This is a genomic window from [Roseibacterium] beibuensis (genome assembly GCF_039542305.1).
Lineage (GTDB): Bacteria > Pseudomonadota > Alphaproteobacteria > Rhodobacterales > Rhodobacteraceae > Roseibacterium > Roseibacterium beibuensis.
The window spans coordinates 1,032,221-1,048,665 of sequence record NZ_BAABHW010000001.1 but is presented as its reverse complement, the minus strand read 5'-3'; the positions used below and the strand labels follow the sequence as shown (position 1 = coordinate 1,048,665).

At 66.7% G+C, this 16,445-nt stretch carries 14 protein-coding genes and 1 tRNA gene; 5 read left to right on the top strand and 10 right to left on the bottom strand.

The features are described 5' to 3' along the window. Positions 1-10 precede the first annotated feature (10 nt). From ABD923_RS05210 to ABD923_RS05200, 3 genes are all read left to right on the top strand, one after another. Entirely contained in the window at positions 11-241 is a 231-nt protein-coding gene (locus ABD923_RS05210) for an N-(5'-phosphoribosyl)anthranilate isomerase (RefSeq protein ID WP_259546288.1), read from the top strand. Positions 242-346: 105 nt separating this feature from the next. Further along, positions 347-2,392 carry an ASKHA domain-containing protein gene (locus tag ABD923_RS05205; protein WP_259546289.1) on the top strand — a complete coding sequence of 682 codons (2,046 nt, stop codon included), beginning with the start codon at positions 347-349 and terminating at the stop codon, positions 2,390-2,392. Positions 2,393-2,452: 60 nt separating this feature from the next. Continuing rightward, positions 2,453-2,526: transfer RNA gene (locus tag ABD923_RS05200), tRNA-Gly, on the top strand. 28 nt (positions 2,527-2,554) lie between these two features. Here the strand turns inward: ABD923_RS05200 and ABD923_RS05195 are convergent. Continuing rightward, on the bottom strand, positions 2,555-4,990 hold the full coding sequence (locus ABD923_RS05195; RefSeq protein WP_259546290.1) for a GcvT family protein: 2,436 nt from the start codon (positions 4,988-4,990) through the stop codon (positions 2,555-2,557). 133 nt (positions 4,991-5,123) lie between these two features. On the opposite strand from ABD923_RS05195, the gene ABD923_RS05190 reads away from it, so the two are divergent. After that, complete coding sequence (locus ABD923_RS05190) at positions 5,124-5,612, top strand: acyl-CoA thioesterase (protein WP_259546291.1); 489 nt, start codon at positions 5,124-5,126, stop codon at positions 5,610-5,612. On the opposite strand, the gene pgi is transcribed toward ABD923_RS05190, so the two are convergent. The 7 genes from pgi to ABD923_RS05155 all read right to left on the bottom strand — a co-directional run bounded on the left by pgi (position 5,609) and on the right by ABD923_RS05155 (position 12,587). After that, complete coding sequence (gene pgi, locus ABD923_RS05185) at positions 5,609-7,222, bottom strand: glucose-6-phosphate isomerase (RefSeq protein ID WP_259546292.1); 1,614 nt, start codon at positions 7,220-7,222, stop codon at positions 5,609-5,611. The genes ABD923_RS05190 and pgi overlap by 4 nt on opposite strands. Before the next feature lie 24 nt (positions 7,223-7,246). Then, the gene (pgl, locus tag ABD923_RS05180; RefSeq protein WP_259546293.1) at positions 7,247-7,921 is read right to left on the bottom strand and encodes a 6-phosphogluconolactonase; all 675 of its coding nucleotides are present in this window, start codon (positions 7,919-7,921) and stop codon (positions 7,247-7,249) included. Then, positions 7,921-9,369, bottom strand: a complete 1,449-nt coding sequence (gene zwf, locus ABD923_RS05175; protein WP_259546294.1) for a glucose-6-phosphate dehydrogenase — start codon at positions 9,367-9,369, stop codon at positions 7,921-7,923. Before zwf ends, pgl begins: the two co-directional genes overlap by 1 nt. 117 nt (positions 9,370-9,486) lie before the next feature. Beyond that, positions 9,487-10,443: an agmatinase gene (speB, locus tag ABD923_RS05170; RefSeq protein WP_259546295.1), complete on the bottom strand. Its 957-nt coding sequence runs from the start codon at positions 10,441-10,443 to the stop codon at positions 9,487-9,489. Positions 10,444-10,498: 55 nt separating this feature from the next. Next, complete coding sequence (locus tag ABD923_RS05165; protein ID WP_222187583.1) at positions 10,499-11,095, bottom strand: HNH endonuclease; 597 nt, start codon at positions 11,093-11,095, stop codon at positions 10,499-10,501. A 197-nt stretch (positions 11,096-11,292) separates the two neighbouring features. After that, on the bottom strand, positions 11,293-11,961 hold the full coding sequence (locus tag ABD923_RS05160; RefSeq protein WP_259546296.1) for an alpha/beta hydrolase: 669 nt from the start codon (positions 11,959-11,961) through the stop codon (positions 11,293-11,295). Continuing rightward, positions 11,958-12,587 (bottom strand): DNA-3-methyladenine glycosylase family protein, encoded by a 630-nt coding sequence (locus ABD923_RS05155; protein WP_259546297.1) that lies wholly within the window; start codon positions 12,585-12,587, stop codon positions 11,958-11,960. Before ABD923_RS05155 ends, ABD923_RS05160 begins: the two co-directional genes overlap by 4 nt. Positions 12,588-12,728: 141 nt before the next feature. On the opposite strand from ABD923_RS05155, the gene ABD923_RS05150 reads away from it, so the two are divergent. Beyond that, positions 12,729-13,970 carry an MFS transporter gene (locus ABD923_RS05150; RefSeq protein ID WP_222187596.1) on the top strand — a complete coding sequence of 414 codons (1,242 nt, stop codon included), beginning with the start codon at positions 12,729-12,731 and terminating at the stop codon, positions 13,968-13,970. Between the two features lie 7 nt (positions 13,971-13,977). On the opposite strand, the gene ABD923_RS05145 is transcribed toward ABD923_RS05150, so the two are convergent. Beyond that, positions 13,978-14,757 (bottom strand): squalene/phytoene synthase family protein, encoded by a 780-nt coding sequence (locus ABD923_RS05145; protein ID WP_259546298.1) that lies wholly within the window; start codon positions 14,755-14,757, stop codon positions 13,978-13,980. Then, entirely contained in the window at positions 14,754-16,370 is a 1,617-nt protein-coding gene (gene cimA, locus ABD923_RS05140) for a citramalate synthase (RefSeq protein WP_259546299.1), read from the bottom strand. Before cimA ends, ABD923_RS05145 begins: the two co-directional genes overlap by 4 nt. Between the last annotated feature and the right edge of the window lie 75 nt (positions 16,371-16,445).

The following is a 16,445-nucleotide window of genomic DNA, read 5'->3' as shown; positions in this document are numbered from 1 at the left end:
GCTCGGGTCCATGACCTGCCTGCGCCCCCTCTCTGCCAATGACCAGTGGATGAGCCAGATCTTCTCGGCCCGATCCGCACAAACGGGGGGCGTCGTCCGGCGCAGCGTTGCAGATGTGGAACGGAAGACCGGACGCGAGGCGCTGGAGCTGGAGGTGCGCCGCCGCGGCTTTCACCTGCTGGAGGCGGGCGGGCAGTTCATCATCATCTGCACCCGGTCGGATCTGCGCGTCATCGTCTGACGCGAAAAATCTTCACGAAGATTATTCGGGCCGAAGAATTTTCGGGAAAATTCTTCTCCTCCGACGGTGCGCGCTCTATCTGCGCGACAACGCGAAAAGGTTGGCATGACACAAGATCCCCTCGTCATCTTCACCCCGTCCGGCAAGCGGGGGCGCTTTCCGGTCGGCACGCCGGTTCTGACGGCGGCCCGGCAGTTGGGCGTCGATCTGGATTCGGTCTGTGGCGGGCGCGGGATCTGCTCGAAATGCCAGGTCGCGCCGTCCTACGGCGATTTCCCGAAGCATGGCGTCACCGTGCACGAGGGCGCGCTGAGCGACTGGAACGCGGTCGAGGACCGCTATGACCGTGTGCGCGGCCTGAAGCCCGGCCGGCGGCTTGGCTGCCAGGCGACGGTGCAGGGCGATATCGTCATCGATGTGCCCCCCGAAAGCCAGGTGCATCGGCAGGTCGTGCGCAAGGCGGCCTCGACCAAGCCAATCACCATGGACCCGGCCACGCGGCTTGTCATGGTCGAGGTGCAAGAGCCTGACATGCACGAGCCCTCGGGCGATTTCGAGCGTCTGGCCAAGGCCCTGAAAGAGCAATGGCAGATCGAGGGCGTCACGGCGCCGCTATCGGTCCTGCAAAAGCTGCAACCGGCGCTGCGCAAGGGCCATTGGCAGGTCAGCGTCGCGCTGCATCAGCCCGCCGGGCAGGATGGGATGCGGGTGCTCGACATCTGGCCGGGGCTGCATGAGGGCGGGCTTTACGGGCTGGCCATTGACCTCGGCTCGACCACCATCGCGGCGCATCTGTGCGACCTGGGCGACGGGCGGGTTCTGGCCTCCTCCGGGCTGATGAACCCGCAGATCCGCTTTGGCGAAGACCTGATGAGCCGGGTCTCCTACGCGATGATGAACCCCGGCGGCGATGCCGAGATGACCCGCGCGGTGCGCGAGGCCATGGCAACGCTCGCCGCCGAGATCGCGGCCGAGGGCGGGATCGACCCGGCGCTGATCTTCGAGGTGGTCGTCGTCTGCAACCCGGTGATGCATCACCTGCTGCTTGGCATCGACCCCGTGGAACTGGGCCAGGCGCCCTTCGCGCTGGCGACCTCGGGCAGTGTCACCCTGCCCGCCGCCGAGTTGGAGCTGACGAGCATCGCGCCCACGGCGCAGGCCTACCTGCTGCCCTGCATCGCGGGTCATGTGGGCGCCGATGCCGCCGCCGTTGCACTGGCCGAGGAACCGGACCGCGCCGAGGACCTGACCCTGATCGTGGACGTGGGCACCAATGCCGAGATCCTTCTGGGCGACACGAAAGGCGTTCTGGCCTGTTCCTCGCCCACAGGTCCCGCCTTCGAGGGCGCGCAGATCAGCGCCGGGCAGCGCGCCGCGCCGGGCGCGATCGAACGGGTGGAGATCGACCCCGAGACGAAAGAGCCGCGCTTCAAGGTCATCGGCTGCGATCTGTGGTCGACCGACCCCGGTTTTGCCGAGGCCACCAGGGATACGGGCGTCACCGGCATTTGCGGCTCGGGCATCATCGAGGCGGTGGCCGAGATGCGCATGGCAGGCCTTCTCGATCCCTCGGGCCTGATCGGCGGGCCGGAGGCGACGGGCAGCTCGCGCTGCGAGGCGCAGGGACGGACCTTTGCCTATCTGCTCCACGATGCGACGTCGGCAGGCGGGCCGCGCATCCTTGTCACGCAGGGCGATATCCGCGCGATCCAACTGGCGAAATCGGCGCTTTACGCGGGCGCGCGCCTGCTGATGGACCAGCGCGGCGTCGACAAGGTGGACCGGGTCATCCTTGCCGGGGCCTTCGGGGCGCATATCAGCCCGAAACACGCGATGGTTCTGGGCATGATCCCCGATGCGCCGCTGGACAAGGTCACGAGCGCCGGGAACGCCGCCGGGCATGGCGCGCGCATCGCGCTGTGCAACCGCGCGGCGCGGAGCCGGATCGAGCAGACCGTGCGCAAGATCCACAAGGTCGAAACGGCGGTCGAGCCGCGCTTCCAGGAGCATTTCGTGAACGCGAACGCCATTCCGCACGCGACCGACCCCTTCCCGGAACTGGCCAAGGTCGCTGCCCTGCCCCAGATCCATTTCGGCGCAAGCTCGGGCGGTGGGGATGGCACAGGGCGCAGGCGGCGTCGCCGGGGGTAAACAGCCACCAACGGCCCTTGACGACGCCCTCGGATCGGCAGTATCTCAGCCGTCCAGAGCGCGGGTATGGTGAAAAGGTATCACGCGAGCTTCCCAAGCTTAAGTTACGGGTTCGATTCCCGTTACCCGCTCCAAATTCTCCGAAAAGCCAATGTTCGCGGCCTATTCAGCCGGTTCGCAGACAGGATGCCTATCGCGCAGGCGCAGGCCCTCCGGGTCGAAGGGCGGCTTTGACAGCACCTTGGCTTCGTGCGGCTGACCGAGGATCGCGACCGTCACCTCGGTTCCCGGAGTTGCGTAATCGGTCTTGAGATAGGCGATAGCCAGCGAGGCTCCGACGGAATAGCCGTAAGCGCCGGAACTGACCTGACCAACCGGCGTGCCGTCCGGCAAAAAGATCGGCTCGCCCCCGGTCGCGTCGGCGATGGTCGCGTCGATCTCCAGCATCACCATGCGCTCGCGCGCAGGTTTGTCCTTGATCGCCAGCCACGCGTCCTTGTTCAGAAAGTCCTTGTCTGCGCGGATCAGCCCGTCGAGCCCGCTTTCCTGCGGCCAGTATTCGGGGGAATAGTCGCGCCCCCAGCTGCCATAGCCCTTTTCGACGCGCAGGCTCATCAAGGCGCGGCTGCCAACGGGGCCGATCCCCATGCCCTGCCCGGCCTCGATCAGCGCGGTGTAGAGGGCAAGCTGGTCGGCCTCGGCGCAATGCAATTCCCACCCAAGATCGCCGGTGAAACTGACGCGGATGGCGACGCAGCCGATGCCTGCGACGGTGATACGGCGGGAGCGGAAGAAGGGAAACGTCTCGTTGGAGAGGTCGGCATCCGTCAGCGTTTCGAGCAGCGCGCGCGATTGCGGCCCGGCCAGGTTGAAGCCGCAGACGGCCTCGGTCAAGCTGTCGAAACGCGTGCTCTCGGGCAGCGGCACGGCACGGAAGAAGCGCTGGTGATAACGTTCCGCCATGCCCGAGCCGAGGACCCAGAACTCCTCTTCCCCCAATCGGGTGACGGTGAAATCCCCGGCGATGCCGCCGCGTTTGCCGATCAGCGGCGTCAGGCAGGATCGGCCCACGGCGCGCGGCATGCGGTTGGCGAAAAGCGCGTTGAGCCAATCCTCCGCCCCCGGCCCGACCACGCGGTATTTCGCGAAATTCGAGATGTCGATGATGCCGCCGGTCTCGCGCAGGGCGCGCGCCTCGCGGCCCACGCTGTCCCACCACGGCTGTCGGGTGAAGCCCGCGCTGTCGGGCGTGTCGGCGTCGAAATAAAGCGGATGTTCCCAGCCGTAGTTGAGGCCAAAGACGGCCCCCATACTGCTTTGCATTTCGTAGACGGGACGGGTGCGGACGGGGCGACCGGCCTCCCGCTCCTCGCCGGGGAAATGGATCTTGAACCGGTGGGCATATTGGTCGCCCACCCGCGCCTTGGTGAAATCCTTGCCCGCCCAGGCCCCGAAGCGCGCAAGGTCCCAGCCGAACATGTCGAGCGACGGCTCGCCCTCGACCATCCATTCGGCCGCAAGGCGGCCCAGCCCGCCCGATTGCGAAAAGCCCGGGATGATCCCGTTGCAGCAGAAATAACCGGGCAATTCCGGCACCGGTCCCATCAGGGCGGCACTGTCGGGCGACCAGATCATGGGGCCGTTGATAACACGCTTGATGCCCGCCGTGCCGATCACCGGCACCCGGTCGATCGCGCGCATGACATTGTCCTCGATCCGGTCGAGATCGTCGGGGAAGAGCTCATGCCCGAAACCCTGCGGTGTGCCGTCCTCGGCCCAGAAGCGCACGTCGCGTTCATAAGCGCCGACGAGCAAGCCCTGCCCCTCCTGCCGCAGGTAATACTCGCCATCCCGGTCCGCGACCGAGGGCAAACGGCACTCCATCCCGGCGATCTCGGCGATGGTCTCGGTGACGAAATACTGGTGTTCGGTCGGGATCAGCGGCAGGTCCAACCCGGCCAGCGCCGCCACCTCGCGCCCCCAAAGGCCGGCCGCGTTCACCACCCAGGGCGTGCGGATATCGCCCTTGGGCGTGCGCACGATCCATGTGCCGTCGGGCTGCGCCTCGGTCGCGGTGACGGGGGTGAAGCGGTGGATCTCGGCCCCGCGCTGGCGCGCGCCGACCGCGTAGGCATTGGTCACGCCCGAGGGGTCCACGTTGCCGCCGTCAGGCTCGTACATGATGCAGCGGATGCCGGTGAAATCGACCAGCGGGTGCAGGCGCTCGGCCTCGTCGCGGCTGACCTCGTGGAAATTCATGCCGTAGCGCCGCGCCTTGGCCTCTTGCAGGCGCAGCTGATATTCGCGCGCCTCGGTCTGCGCGAGGTAGAGAGAGCCGGGCTGGAACACGCCGCAGGACTGGCCGGTTTCGGCCTCCAATTCCTTGTAGAGGGTCATCGTGTAGTGCTGGAGGCGGCTGATATTCGTGCTGTCATGCAGCCCGTGGATATTGGCCGCCGCGTGCCAGGTGGAGCCGCTCGTCAACTCGTCGCGTTCCAGAAGCACGACCTCGGACCAACCCAGCTTGGCTAGGTGATACAGGATCGAGCAGCCGATGACGCCGCCCCCGATGACGACGGCCTGGGCATGGGTGCGCATGAAACATCTCCGGTTCGCGTTTCCGCCCATGCTGGCGGGCGCGCGCGGCGTGCTCTGGTCAATCCGCGACACCACGGGGATGAAAAGCGCAAATCGACTTGCCAGTCGCCCCCGCGCGCGGCAGATCAGGGCCATGTTGCGCTATCACACACCGCTTGACGCCCCGACGCTGCGCGCGCTTGGCATCCCCGCACCCTGGAGTTTCGGCATGGCCGACCGCGTCCGCTTCGGCGAGATCGACGCGCTGGGGCACGTGAACAACACCGCCTATCTGCGCTGGTTCGAGAGCTTTCGCCTGCCGTATCTTGAGGCGCGGAAGGTCACCGATTACGGGCCGGACAGCCCCCGCCTGGTCTTGAAACGCGCAAGTTGCGACTACCTGGCCGAGATGTTCTCGGGCATGGATTATGTCGTGACCGGACGCACGCGGGCGTTCCGCAGGACGTCCTTCACCATGGAGTTCGGCGTCTGGCTCCCGTCGGAGGACGGCGAGGCCAGATGCACGGCGACTGGCGAGGCGATCATCGTCTTGCTCAATCGCGATGCGCCGGGGCGGCACCCGATCCCGGAGGCAGGCAAGCAGGCCTTCATCTCAGAAGATGGCGCCGTTTCCGAAGCTTAGGCCCCATTCCTGACGCTTTGCGCGAAGGCCACCAGCGCGCGGGTCGAGCCATCCTTGTCCGCTCCGTCCGCGTCGCCGGACAGAACCGGCTCCAACGCCTTGGCCAGTTCCTTGCCCAGTTCCACGCCCCATTGGTCGAAGGAGTTGATGCCGAGGATCACGCCCTCGACGAACACCCGGTGTTCGTAAAGCGCGATGACCTGGCCCAGAACGAAGGGCGTTAGCTTGCGATACATCAGCGTGGTCGAGGGGCGATTGCCCGGGAAAACACGGTGGCGCGCCTGCCGGTCCAGCTCTGCGCCGTCCAGCCCCTTGGCCGCCATGATCGCGCGGGCCTCCTCAAGGCTGCGGCCGCGCATCAGCGCCTCGGACTGGGCAAGGCAATTGGCCAGAAGCAGGCGGTGATGATGGGCAAGGCCCGGCTCGTGCCCCTCGGCCGCGACGAGGAATTCACAGGGCACGACGCGCGTGCCCTGGTGGATCAGCTGGTAAAAGGCGTGCTGGCCGTTTGTTCCCGGCTCCCCCCAGACGATGGGGCCGCTATCGGTGGCCAGATCGCTGCCATCCATCGCGACGCGCTTGCCGTTGCTCTCCATCTCAAGCTGCTGAAGATAGGCCGGCAGGCGTGACAGGCGCTGGTCATAGGGCAGAACGGCGCGGGTGGCGTGGCCTTCCACCTGGTTGTGCCATATGCCGACAAGGGCCAGCAGAACCGGCAGGTTGTCGGCCAGATCGGCCTCGCGGAAATGCGTGTCCATCGCGTGGCCGCCCGACAGGAACTCGGCAAAATTCTCGGGCCCGACCGCGATCATCAGGCCCAGACCGATGGGACCCCAGAGCGAATAGCGCCCGCCGACCCAATCCTCGAAGCCGAAAACGCGCGACGGGTCGATCCCGAAAGCGGCGGTTTTGTCGGTCGCGCTGGACAGCGCCGCGAAGTGGCTGGCCGGGTTGGCGACCTCGGCCGCCATCCATGCGCGCGCCGTTTCGGCATTGGTCATGGTCTCGATCGTGGTGAAGGTTTTGGAAGCGACGATCACCAATGTCGTTTTCGGATCAAGCCCTTGCAGCGTGTCGTTGATGTGTGCGCCATCGACGTTCGAGACATAATGCAGGCGCGGCCCGTCGTGATACGGCGCCAGGGCCAGCGTCGCCATCGCCGGCCCGAGATCGGAGCCGCCGATGCCGATATTGACCACGTCCGTGTAGCGCCCGCCGCTGCCGGCAATCTCGCCCGACCGGATGGCCTGAGCGAATTGCGCCATGCGGGTGCGCGTCTCCAGCACGCCGGGGATGACGTTCTGCCCATCGACGCGCACATCGCCGCCGGGCGCCCGCAATGCCGTGTGAAGGACGGCGCGGCCTTCGGTTTCATTGATCTTGTCGCCCGTGAACATGGCCTCGCGCCGCGCCTCGACCCCGCTCACACGCGCCAGTTCCAGCAGAAGCGACAGCGCGCCCTCGTCGATCCGTGTTTTCGAGAAATCGAAGAGCAGTCCATCCGACTGGCGGGAAAACGCCTCGGCCCGCCCCGGTGCTTCGAAGAGGGACAGGATCGAGCGCCCCGATTTCGCCGCGTGATGCGCCTTGAGATCTGACCAGATATCCATGTCGTCCTTCCCGGATGAGTGATGTCAGTCGGCCCAGTGGACGACAGCGCGCCCCAGAACCGCGCGGATCGGTGCCTCCCGCACGGGCAGATGCGCTGCGTTTTCCAGCACCTCGCGCTTTTCAGGGCCGGTGATGAGGATATGCGTGCGCATCGCCCCCTTGAGAACCGGCGCGGTCAGGGTGATCCGCGGCTCGCCCGCGCCCTCGGCCCGCATCGCCATCAAGGGCGGCGCACGGTCATCCAGCGCGGCAGCGAGGTTGTCGGCGCCGGGAAACAGGCTTGCCGTGTGCATGTCCGTGCCCATGCCCAAAAGCAGAACCGAGATCGGCAGATGCGGCTTCAGCCCCTCTGCCAACCCGTCGAGCGCGTCCTCCGGGCACTCGGCCGGCGCGTAGAGGGGGATCAACGTCGCCTCGGATGCCTTTGATGTCAGAAGCCTTTTCTTCAGCAGCGCCGTGTTCGAGCGGGGGCTGTCCTCGGCCACCCAGCGTTCATCGTTCAAGACCACCGAGATGCGCGACCAATCCAGCGCAAGTTCCGACAGCACGTCGAAAACCGGCCCCGGCGTGGTGCCGCCCGGCACCGACAGGGTTGCACGATCCTCGTGCAACAGCGTTTCGGACAATTCGCCGGCGATGCGGTCGGCGAGGTCCAGCATCATCGCCTCGCGATCGGGATAGGAGATGAACTCGTACATCATCCCACCTCCCGCCAGCGGCGACTGTCGCGATGCATCAGGATGGCGCTGTCCTCAGGCCCGGCGCTGCCCGGCTCGTAGGGGACGGGGCGGTCGCCCCGCTCGGTCCACGCCTCGATCAGCGGATCGGTCCAGGCCCAGGCGGCCTCGACCTCGTCGCCGCGCATGAAGAGCGTCTGGTTGCCCCGGATCACGTCCATGATGAGCCGTTCATAGGCATCGGGCACATCCGCCGCCTCGGGCCCCAGCGCATCGGCAAAGCTCATGTCCAGCGGCACGTCGATCAGGCGCATGCCCCCCGGCCCCGGTTCCTTGATGGTGACGCTCAGGTCGATCCCTTCATCGGGCTGCAAGCGGATCGACAGGATATTGGGCCGGCTGCCCGCATCCTCGTCGAAGATGGAATGGGGCGGTTCCTTGAAATGCACGACGATCTCGGATTTGCGGGTCTTCAGCCGTTTGCCGGTGCGCAGGTAAAAGGGCGTGCCGTTCCAGCGCCAGTTCGCGATATGCAGCTTCATGGCGATGAAACTTTCGGTGCGGCTGTCGGGTTCCTCGACATCGTCGAGATAGGACGGGTTATCCCCCGCCTTGTATTGCCCGCGTACGATATCCTTCAGCGGGGGCGATTGCAGGGCGCGGATCACCTTGAGTTTCTCGTCCCGCACCGCGTCGGGTTCGAACCGGCTGGGCGGCTCCATCGCGGTCAGGCACAACAGCTGCATCAGGTGGTTCTGCACCATGTCCCGCATCGCGCCCGACTTGTCGTAATAGGAGCCGCGACCGCCCACGCCCACGGATTCGGCCACGGTGATCTGGACATGATCCACGTATTGCGCGTTCCACAGCGGCTCGAACAGGACATTGCCGAAACGCACCGCCATCAGGTTCTGGACCGTCTCTTTCCCAAGGTAATGGTCGATCCGATAGATCTGGCTTTCGTCGAAATGTTCCGCCAGCGTCGCATTGAGCGATCTCGCGGTGCCCAGATCACGCCCGAAGGGTTTTTCGACGACGATCCGCGCCCCCTCATGCGCGATCCCGTAATGGTGCAATCGCTCGGCCAGATCCCCGAACAGCGCCGGGGCGACCGAGAAATAGAAGGCCTGCACGACATTGGCGCGCATCTTCGATTTCAGGTCGGACCAGCCGCCTTCGCCCTTGGCGTCGACGGGAAGGTAATCCACCCGGTCGAGGAATCCGGCCATCGCGTCGGGGTCGGCCGCCGATCTCGGCGCGAATTCCTTCAGCCCCTCCGCGACCCAGTCGCGATACTCTTGCGGAGATTGCTCGGTCCGGGCCGCGCCGATGATGCGCGCTTCCCTGGGCATCTGCTCATCACAGAACCGCCGATAGAGCGCGGGCAGGATCTTGCGCCGGGCCAGGTCGCCCGTGCCGCCGAAAATCACGAGGTCGAACGGATCGACCGGGATGACGCGCGAAACCATGGGTGTCTCCAACTTCGCCGTGTTAGCGCTAACGGGCGCAATTTCCCCCGAGATACACCGCGTTTCGGATGGAGTCTACCAGATGCGCAAACGGCCTCAACCGGGCAAGCGGGCGCGTCATGGTTGCATCGCGCAGATCAGTTCAAACAGCACCGACACACCCAGCCACGAGGTATTGCCGGACGGATCGAAGGGCGGCGACACCTCGACCAGATCGGTGCCGATGATATCCAGCCCCCGCAGCGCGCGCACGCATTGGATCGCCTCGAAACTGGTGGGGCCGCCGACCTCGGGCGTGCCGGTCCCCGGCGCATAGGCCGGGTCGATGAAATCGATGTCGAAGCTGACATAGACCGGTCCGCCGCCCGCGACCGCGCGCGCCTCGTCCATCACCGAGGACCAGCCGCGCTCCATGCAGGTTTCGATGGGAAGGATATGCACGCCCTTCTCGCGCCCGTAATCGAAATCCGACGTGTTGTAGGAGGTGCCGCGCATCCCCGCCATGAAGGTGCGGTGCGGGTCGATGCAGCCTTCTTCGATGGCCTGCCGGAACGGGTTGCCATGGGTCAGGGTCTTGCCGCCGAAATAGGGCGGATAGAGGTCGGTATGACTGTCCAGCAAGATCAGGCCGAACGCCTCGCCGCGATGCTTGCGCAGCGCCCGCAGCACCGTCAGGGTGCACAGGTGGTCGCCCCCCACCATGACGGGCCGGATATCGTTGGACAGCATCGAGGCGACGGTGGCCTCGGCGGCCTCCAGTGCCTCGTCCTGGTCGACCGGGCTCATCGCGACATCGCCCATGTCGGCGCAGCGCGCGGCCGAAAACGGAAGCTGGCCGGTCGAGCGGTTCATCTCGCGGATCATGGTCGAGGCATCGCGCAGGCCCCGCGGCCCGTGGCGCGCGCCGGGGCGGTTCGACGTGGCCCCGTCCCACGGCATCCCGATCAGGCCGATCTCGACCTCGGGCGCGCGCGGATCGTCCGGCGCGATCTGCGGCAGGCGCATGAAGCTGGGAACGCCGGCATAACGCGGCAACACGGCGCCAGAGATCGGGGTCCAGTCGATATCACTCATGTCAGGGCCTTTCGCGGTGGGGTCAGCGGCACGCTAGCCCCCGTTTGGCCCCGTGTCACGCCTCCAACTCGGCGTCCCAGTAGAGGAAATCGAGCCAGCTTTCATGCAGGTGATTTGGCGGGAACTTGCGGCCCATGTTGCGCAATTCCTCGGCACCCGGCTGACGCGGCGCCTTGCGCAGCGCCATGCTCGACTCGCGCAAGCTCTTGGAGCCCTTGCGCAGGTTGCACCTCGAACACGCCGCGACGACATTCTCCCAACTGGTGATGCCGCCCCGCGCCCGTGGCACGACATGGTCGAAGGTCAGGTCCCCTTTCGCGCCGCAATACTGGCAGGAGAATTCGTCCCTCAGAAAAAGATTGAAGCGCGTGAAGGCCACGCGCTTCTGCGGTTTGATGAAATCCTTGAGAACGACGACCGAGGGTATTCGGATCTGCGTCGAGGGCGAGCGCACCACCGTGTCGTATTCGGCCACGATCTGCACCCGGTCGAGCCAGACCGCCTTGACGGCCTCCTGCCATGGCCAGAGCGACAGGGGATAGTAGCTTAAGGGCCGGTAATCGGCATTCAGCACCAAGGCCGGATGATCCTTGAGCGCGCCCGGCTCCCGCACGAAATGGGTTCTGAACTCGGTATCGGCCGCAACTTGCATGGGTGACTCCGCCTCCGCCCTGACTGCCCGTCTTTTTGGCACCAGAGCGGGAGCACCCGCCCCAGCTATGCCTCCACTATATCTAGGCTTAACCATCGGGCAAGCAAAACTAGATGCTGTGTGTGGCGCGGACTGCTTAACGCACAAGCCTGACAGTTTCGTGACGGTTTTTCAGGCAGAGACGGAACGCTGCGGATCTAGTCGATGCCCAGCTTTTCGCGCAGGAAGGCCAGGGCAACCGACAACCCGTCGGGCGCGATGCCATGGGCCGTGCCCTTCATGATATGGGCATAAACCTCGTCCCAGCCCGCTTTCTGCAACGCCTCGGCAGCTTCGGGCAGCGATTGGGGCGGCACGACATCGTCCTGGTCGCCGTGGATCAACAGGACCGGCGGGCGCACGACCGTTTCCTCGGCCAACGCCTCCGGCTCCAGCAAGCGGCCCGAAAAACCGACGACACCGGCGAACCGCGCGGGCCGGCGCGGGGCGACATGCAGGCTCATCATCGTACCCTGGGAAAAGCCCACCAGCGCGACCCGCTCGGGCGCGATGCCTTCCTCGTCCATGAGCGTGTCGAGAAACGCGTTCAAATCCTCCACCGCGCGTGCCATGCCTTCGGCGGCCTGCTCCTCGGAGGAGCCGTCGATCCAGGGGATCGGGAACCACTGGAACCCCATCGGGTTCATCACCGAGCGTTCCGGCGCATCGGGCGCGACGAAGACCGTGTCGGGCATATGCGGCGCCAGCGGATCGGCCAGCCCCAGAAGGTCCTTCCCATCCGCGCCATAACCATGCAGGAAGATCACGAGGCTTTTCGCCTGCCCCGAGGCGGCGGGCTTGCGGCCATATTCCAATACGCGTGTCACAGGGCACCCTCCCGATCGGTTTCCCAGCGGTAGTAGACCCAGAGCGCGCGGGCGGCAACCGCGCGCACGGGTGCCCAGCCCTCGGCCATGTCGCGCAGGTTGCGTTCCGAGGGGCGATCAGGCAGATCGAACAGCCGTTTTGCCGCCTCCTGCAAGGCCAGGTCGCCCGCCGCGAAGACATCCATGTGGCCGAGCGCAAACTTCGCGTAAATCTCCGCCGTCCAGCGCCCGATCCCGGGCAAGGCCACCAGCGTTTCGATCACCTCCTCGGTCTTTGCCGCGCGCAAGCCGTCCCAATCGACGCCCGCCCCGGCCAGGGCACGGATGTAGCGCAGTTTTGGCCGACTCAGGCCGCAGCCGCGCAACGCCTCGTCCGACGCGGCACGCACGGCCCCCTCTTGCGTCAGGCCCGCCGCCTCCAGCCGCCCCCAGATGGCCGCGGCGCTGGCGGTCGAAACCTGTTGCCCCACGATGGCCTGCGCCAACGCGGCAAACCCGTCCTGCCGCCGCCGCAAGGGCAAGGGTCCGGCCGCCACAACCGGGCCGAAGCGCGGCTCCAGCGCCACCAGTACGACGGCCCCGGCAGCAAGGTCGGCCTCCGTTTCGATCCTGTCGGGAAGTCGCACCACCCCTGCCCCTTCATCTTGGCCAAAAAACTCTCCGGGGAGCGCGAGGGGTGGAAAACCCCTCGCTGGCCGGGCCTCAAACCCGTTGACCACGTCACGTTCCTCTGGACCGTTCCCGCGCCATCCTATACCCGTCGCCCCATGACCGACGCCACCCTGACCCCGGAAGAGATCGAAGGCGACCGCCGCGCCAAGCGCAACGTCGCCGTCCTCGTCATGGCACAAGCCATCCTCGGCAGCCAGATGCCCATGATTTTCACCGTGGGCGGGCTTGCGGGGCTGATGATCGCGCCCAACCCGGCCTTGGCCACGATCCCGATCTCGCTGATCGTCTTTGGCTCGATGACAACCGCGCTCTGGCTCTCGCCGCTGATGCAGCATTTCGGGCGGCGCGCGGGCTTTTTCATCGGGGCCGCGGGCGGTGCAACCGGGGCAGCCGTCTCGGCCTGGGGGCTGTGGACCGACAGTTTCGCGCTGTTCCTGGTCGGCGCCTATATCACCGGCATCTACATGTCGGCGCAGGGGTTCTACCGCTTCGCCGCGGCCGACACCGCGTCGGAGAAATTCCGCCCCAAGGCAATTTCCTACGTCATGGCAGGCGGCCTGATCTCGGCCCTGATCGGGCCGCAGATGGTCAAGTTCACCACCGACGCGACGGTGATCCCCTTCGTGGGCACCTATGCCTTCGTCGTCTTGATCAACCTCGTCGGGATGGCGCTGTTCCTGTTTCTCGACCTGCCCAAACCCACCGCGCACACGCGCGCCGCGGCCAAGGCCAATCGCGGCCGCACCCATGCGGAGCTTTTGAAGGATCCGCGCATTTCCGTCGCGATCATCTGCGGCATGGTCTCCTACGCGCTGATGAACCTGATGATGACCTCGACGCCATTGGCCGTGGTGGGCTGCGGGTTCACGACCGGATCGGCGGCGGATGTCGTCTCGGCCCATGTCGTGGCCATGTTCGCCCCGTCCTTCGTGACCGGCCACCTGATCGCGCGGTTCGGGGCGATGCGGATCGTCGCGCTGGGGTTGTTCCTGCTGGCCCTTGCCGGGGGCGTCGCCCTGACGGGGGTGGAGCTTTACCAGTTCTTCGGCGCGCTGGTGCTGCTGGGCGTGGGGTGGAATTTCGGCTTCATCGGCGCGACGGCCATGCTGACCCAGGCGCATGAACCGCATGAGCGCGGGCGCGTGCAGGGCATGAACGATTTCCTCGTCTTCGGCTGCGTCACCATCGCCTCGCTGGCCTCGGGCTTTTTGATGAGTTCGGGCGCGGATACGCAAGCGGGCTGGACGGCGGTCAATATCGCCATGGTGCCCTTCCTCGCGCTGGCGGGCGGGGCGCTGATCTGGCTCGCGATGCGTCCCAAGGACCTCTACGCGTAAGGGGCGGCTACCAGCGCCCGGTCAAGGCGACGCGGGCCAGCCGAAAGCGCGAGGCCGCTTCGCCCATGCCCAACCGGCCCTCGGCCACACGGGTCGGCTCGGCCACCGCCTGCCGCAGGATCGGGTCGGCCTGCCACCCGGCATAAAGCGCGGGCGCAGCCGCCTTGGGCACCGCACGCCGCCGCGCGCGGGCCGCGGCCAGCCGCTCCAACCCACGCTGCGCCAGGTCCCGCACCGCCTCGGGCCGTCCATCGACCAGCGGCACCCGGCCCCGCCGTTCCAGTTCCGGCACGGCGCGCAGGAAATTCGCCAGCGCGGCGGCCCAGGCATGGTCGCGCACGGCCTGTTCCGCCCCGGGACCAGCCCCAAGGGCGCGGGCGGCCACCCAGGCGAGGTTTGCGCCGGTCGCATCGAGATAGTCCTCGAAATGCGCCGCATCCTCGAAGGCGTCGCGGTAGATGTCCCAGCGGCGCGCCGCGACCAGACGGTCGAGCAGCGGCGCATCCTCGGGGCGCACGGCCTCCGACAACGGGGCGGCGACCTCATGCGCGCGCGGTGCCGCGCCCTGCGCGATCTCCTCGGCCACGTCGCGCCAGAATTGCAGGCGCATCTCGGCGATCATGGTCTCTTCCGTCACCCAGGGGGCGCGGCTGACCTCGATGTTGAACGCATAGAGCGGGAACAGGATCGCGCGCGCAGGCACCGGCGCGGCCATGGCGGCGCGGAAGCGGTCGGGGTCGCCCCGTTCGACCAGCGCGGCACAGGCCGCAACCCCGTCCGGCCTCATGAGGCCGGCGCCCCGTCGCGCACGAGCTTCCACAGGATCGCATCCAGCAGCGCCTCGAACGAGGCGTCGACGATATTGGCGCTGACACCCACGGTGGACCAGCGCCGCCCGGTCGCGTCCTCGCTGTCGATGACGACGCGGGTGACGGCCTCGGTCCCGCCCTGGGTGATGCGCACCTTGAAGTCGACCAGCCGGATATCGTCGATATAGCCTTGATACGGCCCCAGGTCCTTGCCGAGCGCCTTGGCCAGCGCGTTCACCGGGCCGCGGTCGCTGCCGCTTTCGTCCATGGATTCCGAGACCGACAACATCTTCTGATCGCCGATCTTCACCACGACAACCGCCTCGGACAGGCTGACCATCTGGTCATACTTGTTCTTCCGGCGTTCAACCGTCACGCGGTAGCGCTTGACCTCGAAGAAGCGCGGCATGATCCCGAGCGCGCGGCGCGCCAGCAGCTCGAAACTCGCCTGCGCGGTGTCGTAGGAATAGCCCTCGTCCTCGCGCGCCTTGATCTCGGTCAGGATCTCGGCCAGCGCGGGGTGGCCCTTGTCCACCTCGATCCCGGCTTCGGACAGGCGGCGGCGCAGGTTCGACTGGCCGGCCTGGTTCGACATCGGGATGATGCGCGCGTTCCCGACCAGGGCGGGGTCGATATGCTCGTAGGTCGAGGGGTTCTTGACGATGGCGCTGGCATGCAGCCCCGCCTTATGCGCAAAGGCCGACGACCCGACATAGGGCGCCTGCCGTGTCGGCACCCGGTTCAGGATGTCGTCGAGCATGCGGCTGAGGCGGGTCAGATCCTTCAGCGCATCTTGCGTGATCCCGGTTTCGAACCGGCTGGCCCACGGCTCTTTCAGCAGCAGCGTCGGGATCAGCGTCGTAAGGTTCGCATTGCCGCAGCGTTCACCCAGACCGTTCAGCGTGCCCTGGATCTGCCGTGCCCCGGCCTCGACCGCTGCAAGGCTGCCCGCCACGGCGGTTTCCGTGTCGTTATGGGTGTGGATGCCCAGCCGATCGCCCGGAATGCCCGCATCGATCACCTCGGCCACGATGCGCCCGATCTCGCCCGGCAGCGTGCCGCCATTGGTATCGCACAGCACGATCCAGCGCGCGCCCGCCTCCAGCGCGGCGCGGCAACAGGACAGCGCGTAATCGGGGTTCGCCTTGTAGCCGTCGAAGAAATGCTCGGCATCGAACAGCGCCTCGCGCCCTTGGGCCACCAGATGAGCGACCGAGGCGCGGATGTTTTCGAGGTTCTCGCCCAGCGTGATGCCAAGCGCCTCGGTGACGTGGAAATCATGCGCCTTGCCCACAAGGCAGACCGAGCCCGTGCCCGCGTTCATCACCGCCGCCAGCACGTCGTCATTCGCGGCCGAGCGCCCGGCGCGCTTGGTCATGCCGAAAGCGGTGAGCGTGGCGCGGGTTTTCGGCGCGGCCTCGAAAAAGGCGCTGTCGGTGGGGTTGGCCCCGGGCCATCCGCCCTCGATATAGTCCAGCCCGAGCGCATCCAGCGCCCCGGCAATGCGCTGTTTCTCGGGGGTGGAGAACTGGACGCCCTGGGTCTGCTGCCCATCGCGCAGCGTCGTGTCATAGAGGTAGAGGCGATCCATCAGCGCGACCCTCCGCAGGGCGGGACGTGTCCCGCCATCCCCCGGCGCGGCGGAACAGGTCCCGCCCTACGGCAT